The sequence below is a fragment of the Microbacterium fluminis genome, from assembly GCF_051549805.1.
In the GTDB taxonomy this organism is placed as follows: domain Bacteria; phylum Actinomycetota; class Actinomycetes; order Actinomycetales; family Microbacteriaceae; genus Microbacterium.
This window is the reverse complement of sequence record NZ_CP196042.1, coordinates 2,905,423-2,922,916: the sequence shown is the minus strand read 5'-3', so window position 1 is coordinate 2,922,916 and position 17,494 is coordinate 2,905,423. Positions and strand designations below refer to the sequence as shown.

Below are 17,494 nucleotides of genomic sequence, written 5' to 3'. Positions count from 1 at the left end.
GCGAGGCACACCGTGCACCGCAGTGGTCATATCCGTATGAAAGAGGAGTTCCGCATCAGCGATCCCCGCACCAACGACCGCATCCGCGTCCCCGAGGTCCGCCTCGTGGGTCCCGCGGGTGAGCAGGTCGGCGTCGTCCGCATCGAGGTGGCACTGCGCCTGGCCCAGGAGGCCGACCTCGATCTCGTCGAGGTGGCCCCGAACTCGAAGCCCCCCGTGGTCAAGATCATGGACTACGGCAAGTTCAAGTACGAGGCTGCGCAGAAGGCCAAGGAAGCGCGTCGCAATCAGGCGAACACCGTCCTCAAGGAGGTCCGGTTCCGTCTGAAGATCGAGGCCCACGACTACATAACCAAGCTCAAGCGCGCCGAGGGCTTCCTCCAGTCCGGAGACAAGGTCAAGGCGATGATCCTGTTCCGCGGTCGCGAGCAGTCGCGGCCCGAGCAGGGTGTGCGCCTCCTCCGCAAGTTCGCCGAGGACGTGGCCGAGTTCGGCACCGTGGAGTCCAACCCCACGATCGACGGACGCAACATGGTCATGGTGGTCGCCCCGCACAAGAACAAGTCCGAGGTGAAGACCGAGCAGAACGCCCAGCGCGCCGCCAACAAGGAGGCCGCCCGTTCTGCGAAGACCGGGACCAACCCGTCCGGCGAGGCCGAGACGGTCGACGCCGCATCCGAACCGGCGACCGCCGAGTAGGACCCACGAACTCCCGCACCGCGGGACACCGACTCCCGCCGTGGCGGGAAGTGAAACGAAGGAAGAAGAGATGCCGAAGCAGAAGACCCACTCGGGTGCCAAGAAGCGCTTCAAGCTGACCGGCAGCGGAAAGCTGATGAAGCAGCAGGCGGGCATGCGTCACAACCTCGAGGGCAAGTCGAGCCGCCGCACCCGTCGCCTCAACCAGGAGCAGGTCCTGGCTCCGGGTGACGCCAAGCAGGCCAAGAAGCTCCTCGGCCTCTGAGCCCGACGCACGAATAGGAATACTGAGAAATGGCTAGAGTCAAGCGGGCGGTCAACGCCCACAAGAAGCGTCGCGTCATCCTCGAGCGCGCCTCCGGTTACCGCGGACAGCGTTCGCGCCTGTACCGCAAGGCGAAGGAGCAGGTCACCCACTCGCTCGTCTACGCGTACCGTGACCGTCGCAAGCGCAAGGGCGACTTCCGTCGTCTGTGGATCCAGCGCATCAACGCCGCCGCGCGCCAGAACGGCGTCACCTACAACCGCTTCATCCAGGGCCTCGGCCTCGCGGGCGTGCAGGTCGACCGTCGCATGCTGGCCGAGCTGGCGGTCAACGAGCCGGCGACCTTCGCCTCGCTCGTGGCCACGGCGAAGGCCGCGCTGCCGACCGACGTGAACGCGGCGAAGACCGCCTGACACGCGGCATCCGAGTTCCGAAAGGGCGTCCATCCCCCGGGATGGACGCCCTTTCGCATGCGCGGACACGCGTACCCGTGGTGACGCGTGCCAAAATGGACATGTGCTGGAGAATCCGCGATCGCCGCGCGTCCGCGCCGTCGCGAAGCTGACCAAGCGCAGCGCCCGTGAAGAGACCGGGCTGTTCCTGCTCGAAGGCCCTCAGGCCGCGCGCGAGGTGCTGGCCTACCGTGCCGAGACGCTCGTCGAGCTGTTCGCGACCCCGACGGCCATGGAGCGGCACGCCGATATCCGCGACGCCGCGCGCGCGGCGGGCATCGAGGTGGAGTTCACCACCGAGGCCGTGCTCGACGCGATGGCCGACACCGTCACCCCGCAGGGGATCGTCGGGGTCGCGAGGCAGTCGCCGACCTCGGCGCGCGAGGTGTTCGCAGCCGCCCCGCGGCTGGTCGCCATCTGCGAAGAGGTGCGCGACCCGGGCAACCTCGGCACCATCATCCGGGCCGCGGATGCCGCGGGAGCCGATGCGGTCGTGCTCACCGGCCGCACGGTCGACCCCTACAACCCCAAGGTGGTGCGCTCGACGACGGGGTCGCTGTTCCACCTCCCGATCGCGATCGGCGCCGAACTCGAGACCGTCGCGCAGCTGGCGCGGGCGGCGGGGATGCGGGTGGTCGCCGCCGACGTGGGCGGCACCGACTTCCTCGCGGCCCGGGCGCTGCTCGCCCAGCCCACCGCGTGGGTCTTCGGCAACGAGGCGCACGGACTGGGGGAGGACGCGCTCGCGATCGCCGACCTGTCACTGCGGCTGCCGATCTACGGCAGTGCCGAGTCCCTCAACCTCGCCACGGCCGCCAGCGTGTGCCTCTACGAGACGGCCTTCGCGCAGCGCGCCGAGATCTGAGCGGGGCGCGTCCCGACGTATCAGGGATGCCGCGGCATCCTCCTTCCTGGCGATGACCGCCGGAACGCGACGATCACCGTTCACTCCTCCCCGTCTCGGAAGGGTCGGATATGAGCAACACGCAGGTGCCCGGTCGGGATCTGGGCAACGTCATCCGCAACAATCGCGCCCGCCGGGCGATCTACGGCACGTACGTGATCTCGTGCATCGTGACCACCTCGATCCAGGTGGGGCTGGCCTCGGTGCACATCTCGCAGCCCGACGCCCTGTCGGCGACCATCGCCGTGCTGGCGTACCTGGCGATCCCGGTGGGCGGTCTGGCGCTGGTCAACACCGCTCGCCCGGCCTCGCGAACGGCCGCCCCGCGACGGGCCCCGCGCAGACGGAAGAGCCTCTCGGCGAAGCCCGCGACGACCGACCCCGCGCATTCCATTTCTGTTACAGGTCGGTGAAAGAGCCGTCAATCCCTTGGTAACCGCATAGGAGATCCCTAGCGTGGAGTGATGGTGACCTCCGACTCAACGCCGACGGAGGCCGCGGCCCCCGCCGGTGCGCCCCTCGTCGTGATCTCCGACGTGCAGAAGCACTACGGCGACTTCCAGGCTCTGAAAGACATCGACCTCACCGTTCGCTCGGGCGAGGTGGTGGTCGTGATCGGCCCCTCGGGCTCCGGGAAGTCGACGCTGTGCCGCACGATCAACCGGCTCGAGACGATCACGAGCGGCACGATCACGATCGACGGGAAGGAGCTGCCGAAGGAGGGCAAGGCGCTCGCGCAGCTGCGCGCCGACGTCGGCATGGTGTTCCAGTCGTTCAACCTGTTCGCCCACCTCACGATCCTCGACAACGTCACACTCGGGCCCATCAAGGTGCGCGGGATGAAGAAGGCGGATGCCGAGCGCGAGGCCAAGACACTGCTCGACCGCGTCGGGGTCGGGCAGCAGGCGTCGAAGCTTCCGGCGCAGCTGTCGGGTGGTCAGCAGCAGCGCGTCGCGATCGCGCGCGCCCTGGCCATGAACCCCAAGGTGATGCTGTTCGACGAGCCCACGAGCGCACTCGACCCCGAGATGATCAACGAGGTCCTCGACGTCATGGTCGGCCTCGCGAAGGACGGCATGACGATGATCGTCGTCACCCATGAGATGGGCTTCGCCCGCAAGGCCGCCGATCGCGTCGTCTTCATGGCCGACGGCCAGATCGTGGAGGAAGCCACGCCGGAGGAGTTCTTCACGAACCCGAAGAGCGATCGCGCGAAGGACTTCCTCTCGAAGCTGCTGACCCACTAGAGCGTCCGCGCCCTTGCACCGGCGCGGCGGAACGAACGACCCATACGAAACGGAGTGATCACATGCGCAAGACACGACTGCTCGCGGCGCTCGGCCTCGCGGCCGCCGCGACCCTCGCCCTCACCGCCTGCAACAGCGGCACCCCCACCTCATCCGGAGCCGGCTCTGCGGGCGCCAGCGACGCCGGACCCGTCTGGGGCGCCGTCGCCACCGGCGTGACCATCACCGGCAGCCCGACCTTCGACAAGATCAAGTCGGCCGGCAAGATCGTGGTCGGCGTCAAGGAGGACCAGCCCGGTCTCGGCTACCTCGACCCGGTGACGGGCGAGCGCAAGGGCTTCGACGTCGACGTGGCGCGCTGGATCGCTGCCTCCCTCGGCTACGACCCGGCCGACGCGTCGAAGGTGGAGTTCAAGGCCATCCCGTCGGCCAACCGCGAGCAGGCCATCATCAACGGCGACATCGACTACTACGTCGGCACCTATTCGATCACCGACAAGCGCAAGGAGTCGATCTCCTTCGCCGGGCCCTACTTCCTCACCGGGCAGGGCCTCCTGGTGGCCGCCGACAACACCACCATCACGGGCAAGGACACGCTGACCGCCGAGACGACCGTGTGCTCGGTGACCGGATCCACCCCGATTCAGCGCATCCGTGAGCAGACTCCCGCGAAGGTCGTCGAGTTCGACACCTACTCGCAGTGCGTGGAGAAGCTCAAGAACGGCGAGGTCGATGCCGTCACGACCGACGAGGCGATCCTGATCGGCTACGCGGCTCAGGACCCCGACAAGCTCAAGATCGCGGGTGGCCCGTTCAGCGAGGAGCGCTACGGCGTCGGGATCGCCAAGGGCGACACCGCCTTCCAGGGGTTCGTGAACACCATGTTCACCGACGGCGGATCGACCTGGCAGGCGATCTTCGAGAAGAACCTCGGCGCGTCCGGCGTCGCAGGTGAGCAGCCGAAGGTCGATCCCGCGAGCTGATCGACGCGGTGCGGGTGGCGGCATGCCGCCGCCCGCACCGACATCGCCATCGAAGCCGGAAGAGACAGAACGGACCGCATGCGGTGAATCAGATCTTCGACTACCCAGACCTGTGGCTGCAGGCGCTGTGGGGGACCCTCGTGCTGTTCGTCGGCGGTGGCCTCATCGCGCTCGTCCTCGGCTTCATCGTCGCGGCGATGAGGGTGTCGCCCGTGCCCATCGCGCGGGCCGTGGGAGCCGTCTACGTCAACTGGGTGCGCAACACTCCGCTGACGCTGGTGCTGTTCTTCTTCGCGTTCTGCGTGCCGCTCCTGTTCGACGTCCCGCGCGGCAGCTTCCTCGCGCTCGCCGTGTGCGGTCTCGGCGTCTACACGGCGACGTACGTGGCCGAGACCATCCGGTCGGGAATCAACACCGTGCCGGTCGGCCAGGCCGAAGCGGCGCGTGCTCTCGGGCTGACCTTCGGACAGGTGATGTCGCTGATCGTCCTGCCTCAGGCGACGCGGTCGGTGATCCCCCCGATGATGAACGTGTTCATCGCCTTGTTGAAGAACACGACCGTCGCCGCCGGTTTCGCGGTGGTCAACCTCGGCACCATCCGTGCGGCGATGAGCGAGAACGGCGAGAACCAGCTCATCACGATCCTCCTGGTGATGGTGATCTTCGTGATCCTCGTGCTCCTGCTGGCCGCGCTGCAGCGCGCGGCCGAGAAGAAGTGGAAGGTGGCGCGATGAGCTCCTCCGTTCTCTACGACCTCCCCGGTCCCCGCGCCCGGCTGCGCAACCGCATCCTCGGTGCGCTGACGCTCGTGGTGGTTGCGGCACTGTTCGCCTTCGTCATCTGGCGCTTCATCGACACCGGTCAGTTCTCCGCCGCGAAGTGGAACGTGTTCACGTTCAGCGCCATCTGGGTGCGGTTCGGGGAGGCGACGCTGGCGACACTCGCGGCATTCGCCGCGGCCGCCGTCGGTGCGCTGGTCCTCGGGTTCGTGCTCGCCATCGGACGTCTCTCCGATCACGCGTGGGTCCGTCTGCCGGTCAGCTGGATCGTCGAGATCCTCCGCGCGGTCCCGGTGCTGGTCTTCATGCTCCTGCTGTATTACGGGCTGCCGGTCATCGGCATCAGGATGTCGTCCTACTGGGCGGTCGTGATCGCACTGATCGCCTACAACGGCTCCGTGCTGTCGGAGGTCATCCGCGCCGGAGTCGAGGCACTGCCACGGGGACAGCGCGAGGCGGGCTACGCGATCGGTCTGCGCAAGTCGAATGTGATGCGCCTGGTCCTGTTCCCGCAGGCCATCCGGGCCATGATGCCGGTCATCATCGCCCAGCTCGTCGTGACGCTGAAGGACACCGCGCTCGGCTTCATCATCACCTACCCGGAGCTGCTGTACTTCGCGCGGCTCCTCGGCTCCAACGGCGAGTACGGGTCGCCTCTGGTGCAGGCCGCTCTGATCGCCAGCATCATCTACGTCGCGATGTGCCTCGCACTGTCGTACGTCGCGTACGTCGTGGAGAAGCGCACGCGTCGGTCGCCGAAGGTCACCGCTGTCGCGGCGGCGAACCTGCCGGTGCAGGAGGGCACCGACACGGAGCTGCTCGTCACCCAGCGCGGCGACGACAAGACGGGCCGCGGCGGCGCCTGATCGTCTGCGCCGACGGGCGGATGCGGCATCCGCCCGTCGGTAGACTCGATTCTCGTGTCCGACGCTCCCGAAACACCCACGATCACGCCCGAGGCGGTGGATGCCGCGGTGCACGCCGCGATCGCCGCCGTCGACGCTGCGGCCGACACGGCCGCGCTGAAGGCCGCGCGCGCGGAGCACGGCGCAGAGGGCTCACCGCTCGCGCAGCTCAATGCGCAGCTGCGCAACGTCGCCCCCGCGCAGAAGGCCGAGCTCGGCAAGCTCGTCGGGCAGGCCCGCGGCCGGGTGAACCAGGCGTTCGCCGCCCGCGAGGAGCAGCTCGCGCAGGCCGAGACCGCCGCGAAGCTCGAGGCCGAGCGTGTGGACATCACCGCCCTGGCGTCGCGGGCGCGCGTGGGGGCGCGGCATCCCATGACCCTCCTGCAGGAGCAGATCTCCGACATCTTCGTCGGCATGGGGTGGGAGATCGCCGAAGGTCCCGAGCTCGAGCACGAGTGGTACAACTTCGACGCGCTGAACTTCGACGTCGACCACCCGGCTCGGCAGATGCAGGACACGTTCTTCGTCGACCCGGTCGCGCGTCACCTCGTGATGCGCACGCACACGAGTCCCGTGCAGGTGCGCTCCATGCTCGAGCGCGATCTGCCGATCTACGTGCTGTGCCCGGGGCGGGTCTACCGCACCGACGAGTTCGACGCGACGCACCTTCCGGTCTTCACCCAGTTCGAGGGCCTCGTGATCGACAAGGGCATCACGATGGCGCACCTCAAGGGCACCCTCGACCACGCCGCACGCGTGCTGTTCGGGCCCGAGGCGAAGACGCGCTTCCGCGCGAACTACTTCCCGTTCACCGAGCCGTCCGCCGAGCTCGACCTGTGGCACCCGACGTTCAAGGGCGGGGCGCGCTGGATCGAATGGGGCGGCTGCGGGATGGTCAACCCCAACGTGCTGCGCGCGGCGGGGATCGACCCGGAGGAGTACTCGGGCTTCGCGTTCGGCATGGGGGTGGAGCGCACCCTGATGTTCCGCAGCGACGTGCAGGACATGCGCGACATGGCCGAGGGCGATGTGCGCTTCAGCGAGCAGTTCGGGATGGTGGTCTGATGCGGGTTCCGCTCTCCTGGCTCCGCGAGTACGTGGACCTTCCGACGGATGCCTCGCCCGAGGCCGTGCTCGCCGACCTCGTGCGCGTCGGATTCGAGGAGGAGGACGTCCACCGGTTCGACCTCACCGGGCCGATCGTGGTCGGCGAGGTGGTCTCGTTCGAGCCCGAGCCGCAGTCCAACGGCAAGACGATCCGGTGGTGCCAGGTCGACGTCGGCCCCGACCACGGCGGGGTGCGCGGCATCGTGTGCGGCGCGGGCAACTTCTTCGCCGGAGACAAGGTCGTGGTGACACTGCCCGGCGCGGTGCTGCCCGGGCCGTTCCCGATCGCGGCCCGCAAGACGTACGGGCACGTCTCCGACGGCATGATCGCCTCGGCGAAGGAGCTCGGACTGGGGGAGGAGCACAACGGCATCCTGCGCCTCGTCGAGCTCGGCATCGACGCGCCCGTCGGCACCGATGCGATCACCCTCCTCGGTCTCGACGACGTCGCGATCGACGTCAACGTCACCCCCGACCGCGGCTACGCCCTGTCGGTCCGCGGCGTCGCGCGTGAGTACTCGCACGCCACCGGCGCCGCGTTCCGCGATCCCGCCGAGCGCGCGGGCGGCGACACCGATCCCGGCACCGGCTTCCCGGTCGCCGTCGACGACGCCGCCCCCATACGCGGTCGTGTCGGCGCGACCGAGTTCGTCGCCCGCGTCGTGCGCGGGGTCGACCCCACCAAGCCGACCCCGGCCTGGATGATCGCGCGGCTCAGCCTCGCGGGCATCCGCTCGCTCGGCATCCTCATCGACATCACCAACTACGTGATGCTCGAGCTCGGCCAGCCGACCCACGGCTACGACCTCGACCGCCTGCAGGGCGGGATCACAGTGCGTCGCGCGACGGCAGGCGAGACGCTCGAGACGCTCGACGGCAAGGTGCGCACGCTCGATGTCGAAGATCTGCTGATCACCGACGAGTCCGGCCCGATCGGACTGGCCGGCGTCATGGGCGGGGCGACGACCGAGATGACGGATGCCACGCGCAACGTCCTGATCGAGGCGGCGACCTTCGACACGGTGACGATCGCGCGCTCGGCCCGTCGGCACAAGCTGCCGTCCGAGGCATCCCGTCGCTTCGAACGCGGCGTCGACCCGCTGATCCCGTTCGCCGCCTCGCGCCGCGTCGCCGACCTCATGGTCGAGTACGCCGGAGGGACGCTCGACCCCGAGCTCGGCGGTGCGCTGTATGCCGAGGTGTCGATCGCGGGCATCACGCTGCCGACGGGGTTCGTACCCGGACTGATCGGGGTGCACTACACCGCCGAGGAGATCGTCGCGTCGTTGGAGAAGATCGGCGCCGAGGTGCTCGACGGCGAGGGGGGCTGGACCGTCATCCCGCCGTCGTGGCGTCCCGACCTCACCGACAAGTGGACGCTCGCCGAGGAGGTCGCCCGCATCGGCGGCTACGACCGCATCCCGTCGATCCTGCCCACACCGCCGTCGGGGCGCGGCCTCACGCTCGCGCAGCAGGGGCGCCGCCGCGTCGCCAACGCGCTCGCCGCGGCCGGCTACGTCGAGACCCCGTCGTTCCCCTTCACGACCGAGGCCGCGAACGACCTGCACGGGTCGGCATCGGGGGAGCACCTGCCCTCGATCAAGCTCGCCAATGCGCTCGACGGCCAGTCGCCGTTCCTGCGGCGCTCGCTCGTACCGGCGCTCCTCGACGTGGCTCATCGCAACGTCTCGCGCGGCTTCACCGACCTGGCGCTGTTCAAGACGGGCGTCGTCTTCGCCCCCGCGCCCGGCGTCGCGTACGGAACCGACTCGGTGCCGCCGCTGGCGGTACGTCCCGATGCGGCGACCCTCGCCGCGCTCGATGACGCGATCCCGCCGCAGCCCCGCCACGTCGCGGTGCTGCTGACCGGCAACGTGGCGGCCAAGCAGCCGGGGCACCCGGCCGTGCCCGCCGAGCTCGGCGACGCTCTGGATGCGGTGCGCACGATCGCCGCGGCGGCGGGCGTCACGATCGACGTCGCCCAGACGCAGCGCGCAGCGCTGCACCCGGGACGCGCGGGCGTGCTGTCGGTGCACGGCATCGAGGTCGGCTACGTCGGCGAGCTGCTTCCGGCCGTCGCCGAGGCCGCCGACCTGCACGGCCGCGTGATGGTCGCCGAGCTCGATCTGGATCTGACGCTGTCGCTCGCGGGCGAGCGCGTGGTCGCGGCATCCCTCTCGGGGTATCCCGCGGCGACGCAGGATGTCTCGCTGGTGCTGCCCGTCGAGGTGCCCGCCGCCGACCTCAGCGCCGCGCTCGTCGACGGTGCGGGTGAGCTGCTGGAGGCTGTCCGCCTGGTCGACGACTACCGCGGCTCCGGAGTTCCGGAAGGCAGCAAGAGCCTCACGTTCGCGCTCCGCTTCCGCGCTCCCGATCGCACGCTCACGGCCGCCGAGGCGACCGAGTCGAAGCTGGCCGGTGTGGCGCTGGCGGCGACCCGCTTCGGCGCGACGCTCCGCGAGTAGGCGCCTCGTTCCGGATCCGCCGAGAGCGGACCGGGTCGCGCGGACGCCGCGTGCCTGATGTGATGGGCGCATGACGGACGTGCTCGTGCTCGGCGGGACGGGATGGCTGAGCGGGGAGATCGCGCGCCGGTGGATGGATGCCGGGGCGCGGGTGACCTGCCTCGCACGCGGTGGACGCGACGCGCCCTACGGCGCCGCCCTGGTGCGAGCCGACCGAGACGCGCCGGACGCGTACCTCCGCGTCGCCGACCGGGACTGGGACGAGGTCGTCGACATCTCCTCCAACCCGGGTCACGTCACCGCCGCGCTCACCGCCCTCGCGCCGCGCACCCGCCACTGGACGTTCGTCTCCTCGGTGTCGGCGTACGCCTCGAACGACATCGCGGGGCAGGACGAGTCGGCTGCGTTGGCCGTTCCCGCCGAGCCGGGCGACCCGTACGACTACTCGCGCGCGAAGGCGGCGTGCGAGGCATCCGTCCGCTCCGTCGTCGGCGCGCGGGCGGCGATCGTGCGTCCCGGACTCGTCGTGGGTCCCGGGGATCCCACCGACCGCTTCGGCTACTGGGTCGCCCGGTTCGCACTCGCCGGTGACGAGCCGGTGCTGGTGCCCGACCTGGAGGACCGCGACGCACAGGTGATCGACGTGCGGGATCTCGCCGACTTCCTCGTCGCGGCGGGTGAGGCGCGGTGGGTGGGCACGGCCAACGCCGTCGGCGATCCGCTGCCGCTGCGCCGCGTGCTCGATCTCGCCCGCGAGGTCGCCGGGCACACCGGCACGGTGGTGACCGCCGGCGACGACTGGCTCGCCGCGCACGACGTGCAGAACTGGATGGGCCCCCGCTCGCTGCCGCTCTGGCTGCCGACCGACATGCCGGGCTTCACCACCCGCGCGAACGCGGTCTACCGTCTGCTCGGCGGGCGCCTGCGCGAGCTGCGCGCGACGCTGACGGACACGCTCGCCGACGAGCGGGAGCGAGGGCTCGATCGAGACCGGGTCAGCGGCCTCACCCGTGCCGAGGAGGAGGCGCTTCTGACCGAGCTCGGGATCGCGGGGGCGCCTTGAGCGACTGACCGCCGGGTCGGAGCGCCGCCAGTGCCGCGACGAGGAGTGGTAGCACGGCGAACAGGGCGACACCCGCCATCGCCTCGGCGATGGCGTCGGCGTCGGCATCCATGGGTGCGTGCAGCAGCGGCCGCAGCACGACCGCGAACGGGAATGTGCCGTACAGCAGCACGCCCTGCACCGCGAAGCCGCGCGGCCGTGGTCGTTCTTCGAGGCGAGCGGCGATACTGCGACGGGCGAGCAGCGCGTTCACGAGCCCGAAGAAGACCAACGCTTCGCTGAACCACCCGATGAAGTTGTGGAGCGGAACCCCGAAGTAGGCCCCTCCGTGCGGCCACACCCAATCGCCGAGGTGCGTGCTCTGCCATGGGTCGCTCGACAGGTCGAGCGCCGTCAGCGCGAATGCCGCCAAGACCGTGGCGAGCACCGCGCCGCCGATCCCCGACGGCGCGCGCCCGACTGCGCCGACCAGGGCTCGGCCGATCATCAGGCTGGCGTAGCCCATCGCGAAGTACTGCAAGAGGATGAGCGGCGGCACGCCCAGCACGAGCGGTCCGAGCGGTCCGTCGGCGTAGTGGTAGTCGCCGAAGACGAGTCCGGTCGCGACGCCCAGCGCCTCGGCGGTGAAGCTCACCGCGGCGATCACGATGAACGACAGCACTGCAGCCGCGCCACCGGCCCAGCGCGAGAAGTGCCAGAACGCGAACGCCACCGGCAACCAGCCGGCGAGGAGCGCGAGCAGCCCCGGCAGATCGGCGGGCAGCAGAGCCGTCGCGTACGAGAACGCCAGCAGGGCCCACAGCGCGCCCGACTCGATCGGGCCCGGACGGGTGATCATGGGCGTCGCGGTGTCGGAGATCGTGCGGGTCATCGTGTCCTTTCCCGCGCCGAGTATAGGGACGGCCTGCATCGTCGCCTGTGCACCCGCGGACGTGTCGCTCGGCCGCGCCCGTTCGCGGGGGCGCGGTGCCGGTGCTGGGGGCCGGGGCTGCACGGTGCGCGGCTCGGGCGTCGATTTGCGGATGCCTCGACCGCCCCGCTATCGTCGGCGCATGCCTTCGGCCGTCTCGGACATGCTGACGCTCCTCGCGAGCGTCGCTCCCGCGCGCCGACGTCGCGGCGACCGCCGACTGTAGGCGACCCCGTGCTCCCCGCCGCGCTCGGCGGGTGGAGCCAGGGAGTCGCCGCCTCGTCCCCGCCCGTTCCCGGGTGTCGTGCCGCCGCGGCCGCCGACTCCCACACCTTAAGGTGGAATCCATGACCTACTCGGTCGCCGTCTCCGGCGCATCCGGCTACGCCGGCGGCGAGATCCTGCGCCTCCTGGCCGCGCACCCCGACATCGAGATCCGCACCGTCACCGCGAACGCCAACGCGGGGCAGCCGCTGGTCGCCCACCAGCCGCATCTGCGGTCGCTGCGCCACCTCGAGCTGCAGCCGACCACTCCGGACGTGCTCGCCGGGCACGACATCGTCTTCCTGGCCCTGCCGCACGGGCAGTCGGGGCAGTACACCGACGCGCTCGCCGGCACTCCGCTCGTGATCGACGCGGGCGCCGACCACCGGCTCACCGACCCCGCCGCGTGGGAGGCGTTCTACGGCGGCGACTTCTCCGAGCCGTGGACCTACGGCGTCCCCGAGCTCGTGGTCGGACCCGGCGGGGCGCAGCAGCGCACCCGCCTCGCGGGAGCGTCCCGCATCGCCGCGCCCGGCTGCAACGCGAGCACCGTGAGCCTCAGCCTTGCGCCCGGCGTCGCAGCCGGCGTGATCGACCCCCGCGACATCGTGACGGTGCTCGCCGTGGGACCGTCCGGCGCCGGCAAGAGCCTGAAACCGCATCTGCTCGCCAGCGAGGTGCTCGGCTCCGCCAACCCCTATGCCGTCGGCGGCACCCACCGGCACATCCCCGAGATCCGTCAGGCGCTCGCGGGGGCACTGCCGGTCGACGCCGCATCGCCCGATCCGACGTACACCTCCCTCATCGACAGCATCCGCATCTCGTTCACGCCCGTGATCGTGCCGATGGCCCGCGGCATCCTCGCCACCTCCACTGCGCCGATCGTCCCCGGCGTCACCGATGCGCAGATCCGCGACGCGTGGGAGTCGGCCTACCGCGACGAGACCTTCGTGCAGCTGCTGCCGGAAGGCGGGTTCCCCCGCACCGCCGACGTGCTCGGCGCCAACACGGCGCTCATGGGGCTCGCGATCGACCGCGCCGCGAATCGCGTCGTCGTGGTGACTGCGGTGGACAACCTCACCAAGGGAACGGCGGGCGCCGCCATCCAGTCCATGAACATCGCGCTCGGCCTCCCCGAAGACCGCGCCCTCTCCGTGAACGGAGTCTCCCCGTGAGTGTCACCGCCCCCCAGGGGTTCGAGGCCGCCGGCGTCGTCGCCGGCCTGAAATCCACCGGCAAGCCCGATGTGACCGTCGTCGTCAACCGCGGCCCGCTGAAGGTCGGCGCCGCGGTCTTCACCTCCAACCGCGCCAAGGCCAACCCGATCCTGTGGTCGCAGCAGGCGATCCAGGACGGCGTGGTGGAGGCGATCGTGCTCAACTCCGGCGGGGCGAACTGCTTCACCGGCTCGTTCGGGTTCCAGACGACGCACCAGACGGCCGAGAAGGCCGCCGCGCTCCTCGGCGTGAGCGCCGGCGACATCCAGGTGTGCTCGACCGGCCTGATCGGCACCGGCGACGAGGTGTTCCGGGCCAAGGTCCTCGACGGCACGGAGCGGGCGATCGCCGCGCTCAGTCCCGAGGGCGGCGAGGACGCGTCGCTCGCGATCATGACCACGGACTCGCGCCCGAAGCGCTCGGTGCGTGAACAGGACGGGTGGACGATCGGCGCGATGGCGAAGGGTGCCGGGATGCTGGCGCCCGGGCTGGCCACGATGCTCGTGGTGATCACGACCGACGCCGTGCTGACCGCCGCCGACGCCGATGCCCACCTGCGGGCGGCGACACGGGTGAGCTTCGACCGGCTGGATTCGGACGGCTGCATGTCGACCAACGATCAGGTCACGCTGATGGCCAGCGGCGCGTCCGGGATCGCCCCCGATGCGGACGCCTTCCGCGACGCCCTCGCCGCCGTCTGCCTCGACCTCGCCGCGCAGCTCCAGGGCGACGCCGAGGGGGCGAGCCACGACATCACGATCGAGGTGCGCGGCGCGGCATCCGAGGACGACGCCGTCGAGGTGGGTCGCTCGGTCGCCCGCAACAACCTCTTCAAGGCCGCCGTCTTCGGCAACGACCCGAACTGGGGGCGCGTGCTCGCGGCGATCGGCACGACGGACGCGGCCTTCGACCCCTACGACGTGGACGTGTGGATGAACGGCGTGCGGGTGTGCAGCGCGGGCGGTCCCGACGCACCGCGCGAGGACGTCGACCTCACCCCACGGGCCGTCGCCCTGGTGATCGACCTGAGGGTCGGCGACGCGACGGCCACGATCCTCACCAACGACCTCACCCACGACTACGTCCACGAGAACAGCGCGTACTCTTCATGACCGGCATCGATCTCCAGGACACCGACCCCGACGAGGCGAGCCGGCGGGCCGCGACGATGGTGGAGTCGCTGCCGTGGCTGCAGGCCTTCCGCGACCGCATCGTCGTGATCAAGTTCGGTGGCAACGCCATGATCAGCGACGAGCTGCAGGACGCCTTCGCCGCCGACATCGCCTACCTGCGCTACGTCGGGGTCAAGCCCGTCGTGGTGCACGGCGGAGGTCCGCAGATCTCGTCCATGCTCGACCGCCTCGCGATCCCGAGCGAGTTCAAGGGCGGATACCGCGTCACCTCCACCGAGGCGATCTCGGTCGTGCGCATGGTGCTCACCGGGCAGATCAACCCGCAGCTGGTCGCCAAGATCAACGCGCACGGGCCGCTCGCGACCGGACTGTCGGGGGAGGATGCCGGGCTGTTCGGCGGACGCCGCCGCGGCGTGGTGATCGGCGGCGTCGAGCACGACCTCGGTCGCGTCGGCGACGTCACCCAGGTCGACCCGCAGCCCATCCTCGACCAGCTGGACGCCGGCCGCATCCCGGTCGTCTCGGGGATCGCCCCCGACCTCGACCAGCCGGGGCACTCGCTCAACGTCAACGCCGATGCCGCCGCCGCGGCGCTCGCCGTCGCGCTGGGCGCGTCGAAGCTCGTGGTGCTCACCGATGTGGCCGGGCTCTACGCCGACTGGCCGAACCGCGAGTCGCTCGTCTCGCACCTGACGGCGACCGAGCTGCGCGCGATGATGCCGCGGCTCGAGTCGGGCATGATCCCGAAGATGCAGGCCTGTCTCGACGCCGTCGACGGCGGCGTCGAGACGGCCGCGATCATCGACGGGCGGGTGCCGCACTCGGTGCTCGTGGAGATCTTCACCAACAAGGGAATCGGAACAGAGGTGGTACGGGGTGAGTGACCAGGCGGTGCCCGAGCAGGCAGTGACCGACACGGCGGTCTCGACGTGGCAGGAGAACGCCGGGCGCGACCTCGTGCGCAGCTTCGGGGACCGCATGGCGATGTTCGTGCGCGGCGAGGGATCGCACCTGTGGGATGCCGACGACCGGCGCTACCTCGACTTCCTGGCCGGGATCGCCGTCGACTCGCTCGGACACGCGCACCCGGTCTTCGTCGAGGCGATCGCCTCGCAGGCGGCCACGCTCGCGCACGTGTCGAACTACTTCGCCACACCCCCGCAGCTCGCCCTCGCCGCGCGCCTGAAGCGCCTCGCCGGCACCGGCGAGAGCGGCCGGGTGTACTTCGGGAACTCCGGCGCCGAGGCCAACGAGGCCGCCTTCAAGCTGGCGCGGCTGCACGGCCAGAAGACCGGGAAGTCCCGCATCATCGCGCTCACCGACGCGTTCCACGGTCGCACGATGGGAACACTGGCGCTCACGGGGAAGCCCTGGATGCAGGAGCCGTTCCTCCCGATGGTGCCGGGGGTGTCGTTCATCGACTCGACCGTCGCAGCCCTCGAGGCCGCCGTCGACGACTCGGTCGCCGCACTGGTGCTGGAACCCATCAAGGGCGAGGCGGGAGTGCTCCCCCTGCCCGACGGCTTCCTGGAGGCCGCCCGTGCCGTGACCGAGCGTCACGGCGCGCTGCTCATCATCGACGAGATCCAGACCGGCGCCGGACGCACCGGGGAATGGTTCGCGTTCCAGCACGCGGGCATCACGCCCGACGCCATCACCGTGGCCAAGGGCATCGGCGGAGGTTTCCCGATCGGCGCGCTCATCACCTTCGGCGCCGCGAGCGAGCTCTTCTATCCGGGCACGCACGGCTCGACCTTCGGGGGGAACGCCCTCGGCACCGCCGTGGCCGGAGCGGTGCTCGCCGAGATCGAGCGTGCCGGCCTGGTCGGGAACGCCGCCGCGCGCGGCGCGCAGCTGCGGACGGCGATCGAGGCGATCGGGTCTCCGCTGGTGGACGGATGCCGCGGCCAGGGCCTGCTGATCGGCGTGGCGCTGAGTCATCCCGTCGCCAAGGACGTGGTCGCCGCAGCCCAGCAGCGCGGTCTCGTGATCAACGCGCCGAACGACGCCACGATCCGCCTCGTCCCCGCCCTCACGATCGGCGACGCCGAGATCGAGGAGTTCCTCGAGCTGTTCACCGCCGCCCTCGCCGCCGTCGAGCAGTCGCTCGAGCCCGCCGCATCCACCCCCGTCTCGGAGATCCCCGTATGACCCGCCACCTCCTGCGCGACGACGACCTGACACAGGCCGAGCAGTCCGAGATCCTCGACCTCGCGATCGAGCTGAAGAAGGACCGCTGGGCCGACAAGACCCTCGCCGGCCCGCAGACGGTCGCCGTCATCTTCGACAAGTCGTCCACGCGGACGCGCGTCTCGTTCGCCGTCGGGATCGCCGACCTCGGCGGGTCGCCTCTCATCATCTCGACGGCCAACAGCCAGCTCGGCGGCAAGGAGACGCCCGCCGACACGGCGCGCGTGCTTGAGCGGCAGGTGGCCGCCATCGTGTGGCGCACCTACGCCCAGGCCGGACTGGAGGAGATGGCCCGAGGCACGCGGGTGCCCGTCGTCAACGCGCTCAGCGACGACTTCCACCCGTGCCAGCTGCTCGCCGACCTCCTGACCATCCGCGAGCACAAAGGCGATCTGGCGGGTCTGACGCTCGCCTTCTTCGGCGACGGCCGCAGCAACATGGCGCATTCCTACGTGCTGGCCGGCGTCACAGCCGGCATGCACGTGCGGGTCGCGTCGCCCGAGACCTACGCGCCGCGTGACGACGTGATCGCCGACGCCGATCGGCGCGCTGCGGAGACCGGCGGATCGGTCAGCCTCTATACGGACGCCAACGAGGCGGCGGCCGGCGCCGACGTGATCGTGACCGACACATGGGTGTCGATGGGCAAGGAGGAGGAGAAGCTCGCGCGCCTGCGCGACCTCGGCGGCTACAAGGTCACCCAGGAGACGATGGCGATCGCCGATCCCGGCGCCGTCTTCATCCACTGCCTGCCCGCCGACCGCGGTTACGAGGTCGACGCCGAGGTGATCGACGGCCCGCAGAGCGTGGTCTGGGACGAGGCGGAGAACCGCCTGCACGCCCAGAAGGCGCTCCTGGTCTGGCTGCTGCGCCAGAACTGAGCGCGAGCTGAGCGCGGTCGGGGCCCGGCG

Annotated in this window: 18 protein-coding genes; 17 read left to right on the top strand and 1 reads right to left on the bottom strand. The window is 70.4% G+C overall.

Annotated features, from left to right (window positions below):
- The first annotated feature begins 36 nt into the window (after positions 1 to 36).
- The 12 genes from infC (at position 37) to ACSJDX_RS14070 (ending at position 10,869) form a co-directional block, all read left to right on the top strand.
- Entirely contained in the window at positions 37 to 699 is a 663-nt protein-coding gene (gene infC, locus ACSJDX_RS14125; RefSeq protein WP_438353275.1) for a translation initiation factor IF-3, read from the top strand.
- A 70-nt stretch (positions 700 to 769) separates the two neighbouring features.
- Positions 770 to 964 carry a 50S ribosomal protein L35 gene (gene rpmI / locus ACSJDX_RS14120; protein WP_055968051.1) on the top strand — a complete coding sequence of 65 codons (195 nt, stop codon included), beginning with the start codon at positions 770 to 772 and terminating at the stop codon, positions 962 to 964.
- A gap of 29 nt (positions 965 to 993) precedes the next feature.
- Positions 994 to 1,377, top strand: coding sequence for a 50S ribosomal protein L20 (gene rplT / locus ACSJDX_RS14115; protein WP_438353274.1), 384 nt, complete (start codon positions 994 to 996; stop codon positions 1,375 to 1,377).
- A gap of 103 nt (positions 1,378 to 1,480) precedes the next feature.
- Positions 1,481 to 2,281 (top strand): TrmH family RNA methyltransferase, encoded by an 801-nt coding sequence (locus ACSJDX_RS14110; RefSeq protein WP_438353273.1) that lies wholly within the window; start codon positions 1,481 to 1,483, stop codon positions 2,279 to 2,281.
- A gap of 110 nt (positions 2,282 to 2,391) precedes the next feature.
- Positions 2,392 to 2,733 carry a hypothetical protein gene (locus ACSJDX_RS14105; RefSeq protein ID WP_438353272.1) on the top strand — a complete coding sequence of 114 codons (342 nt, stop codon included), beginning with the start codon at positions 2,392 to 2,394 and terminating at the stop codon, positions 2,731 to 2,733.
- A gap of 51 nt (positions 2,734 to 2,784) precedes the next feature.
- Positions 2,785 to 3,567 (top strand): amino acid ABC transporter ATP-binding protein, encoded by a 783-nt coding sequence (locus tag ACSJDX_RS14100; protein WP_438353271.1) that lies wholly within the window; start codon positions 2,785 to 2,787, stop codon positions 3,565 to 3,567.
- Between the two features lie 62 nt (positions 3,568 to 3,629).
- Positions 3,630 to 4,550 carry a glutamate ABC transporter substrate-binding protein gene (locus ACSJDX_RS14095; RefSeq protein ID WP_438353270.1) on the top strand — a complete coding sequence of 307 codons (921 nt, stop codon included), beginning with the start codon at positions 3,630 to 3,632 and terminating at the stop codon, positions 4,548 to 4,550.
- Positions 4,551 to 4,633: 83 nt separating this feature from the next.
- Positions 4,634 to 5,284 carry an amino acid ABC transporter permease gene (locus tag ACSJDX_RS14090; protein ID WP_438353269.1) on the top strand — a complete coding sequence of 217 codons (651 nt, stop codon included), beginning with the start codon at positions 4,634 to 4,636 and terminating at the stop codon, positions 5,282 to 5,284.
- Entirely contained in the window at positions 5,281 to 6,195 is a 915-nt protein-coding gene (locus ACSJDX_RS14085; protein WP_438353268.1) for an amino acid ABC transporter permease, read from the top strand. The genes ACSJDX_RS14090 and ACSJDX_RS14085 overlap by 4 nt, the downstream gene beginning before the upstream one ends.
- 54 nt (positions 6,196 to 6,249) lie before the next feature.
- Positions 6,250 to 7,299: a phenylalanine--tRNA ligase subunit alpha gene (gene pheS / locus ACSJDX_RS14080; protein ID WP_438353267.1), complete on the top strand. Its 1,050-nt coding sequence runs from the start codon at positions 6,250 to 6,252 to the stop codon at positions 7,297 to 7,299.
- A complete protein-coding gene (gene pheT, locus ACSJDX_RS14075; RefSeq protein ID WP_438353266.1) occupies positions 7,299 to 9,806 on the top strand; it encodes a phenylalanine--tRNA ligase subunit beta in 2,508 nt (835 codons plus the stop codon). Before pheS ends, pheT begins: the two co-directional genes overlap by 1 nt.
- Before the next feature lie 70 nt (positions 9,807 to 9,876).
- A complete protein-coding gene (locus ACSJDX_RS14070) occupies positions 9,877 to 10,869 on the top strand; it encodes an NAD-dependent epimerase/dehydratase family protein (protein ID WP_438353265.1) in 993 nt (330 codons plus the stop codon).
- Here the strand turns inward: ACSJDX_RS14070 and ACSJDX_RS14065 are convergent.
- Positions 10,811 to 11,740: a carotenoid biosynthesis protein gene (locus tag ACSJDX_RS14065; protein WP_438353264.1), complete on the bottom strand. Its 930-nt coding sequence runs from the start codon at positions 11,738 to 11,740 to the stop codon at positions 10,811 to 10,813. The genes ACSJDX_RS14070 and ACSJDX_RS14065 overlap by 59 nt on opposite strands.
- A 386-nt stretch (positions 11,741 to 12,126) precedes the next feature.
- Here ACSJDX_RS14065 and argC point away from each other — a divergent pair, with 386 nt between their 5' ends.
- Genes argC through argF form a run of 5 tightly spaced genes read left to right on the top strand, consistent with a single transcriptional unit; the run spans position 12,127 to position 17,464 of the window.
- Positions 12,127 to 13,218 carry an N-acetyl-gamma-glutamyl-phosphate reductase gene (gene argC / locus ACSJDX_RS14060; protein WP_438353263.1) on the top strand — a complete coding sequence of 364 codons (1,092 nt, stop codon included), beginning with the start codon at positions 12,127 to 12,129 and terminating at the stop codon, positions 13,216 to 13,218.
- Positions 13,215 to 14,372: a bifunctional glutamate N-acetyltransferase/amino-acid acetyltransferase ArgJ gene (gene argJ, locus ACSJDX_RS14055; protein WP_438353262.1), complete on the top strand. Its 1,158-nt coding sequence runs from the start codon at positions 13,215 to 13,217 to the stop codon at positions 14,370 to 14,372. Before argC ends, argJ begins: the two co-directional genes overlap by 4 nt.
- On the top strand, positions 14,369 to 15,277 hold the full coding sequence (gene argB / locus ACSJDX_RS14050; protein ID WP_438353261.1) for an acetylglutamate kinase: 909 nt from the start codon (positions 14,369 to 14,371) through the stop codon (positions 15,275 to 15,277). The genes argJ and argB overlap by 4 nt, the downstream gene beginning before the upstream one ends.
- Positions 15,278 to 15,299: 22 nt before the next feature.
- Entirely contained in the window at positions 15,300 to 16,544 is a 1,245-nt protein-coding gene (locus tag ACSJDX_RS14045; protein WP_438354996.1) for an acetylornithine transaminase, read from the top strand.
- Entirely contained in the window at positions 16,541 to 17,464 is a 924-nt protein-coding gene (argF, locus tag ACSJDX_RS14040) for an ornithine carbamoyltransferase (RefSeq protein ID WP_438353260.1), read from the top strand. Before ACSJDX_RS14045 ends, argF begins: the two co-directional genes overlap by 4 nt.
- The last annotated feature ends 30 nt before the right edge of the window (positions 17,465 to 17,494 follow it).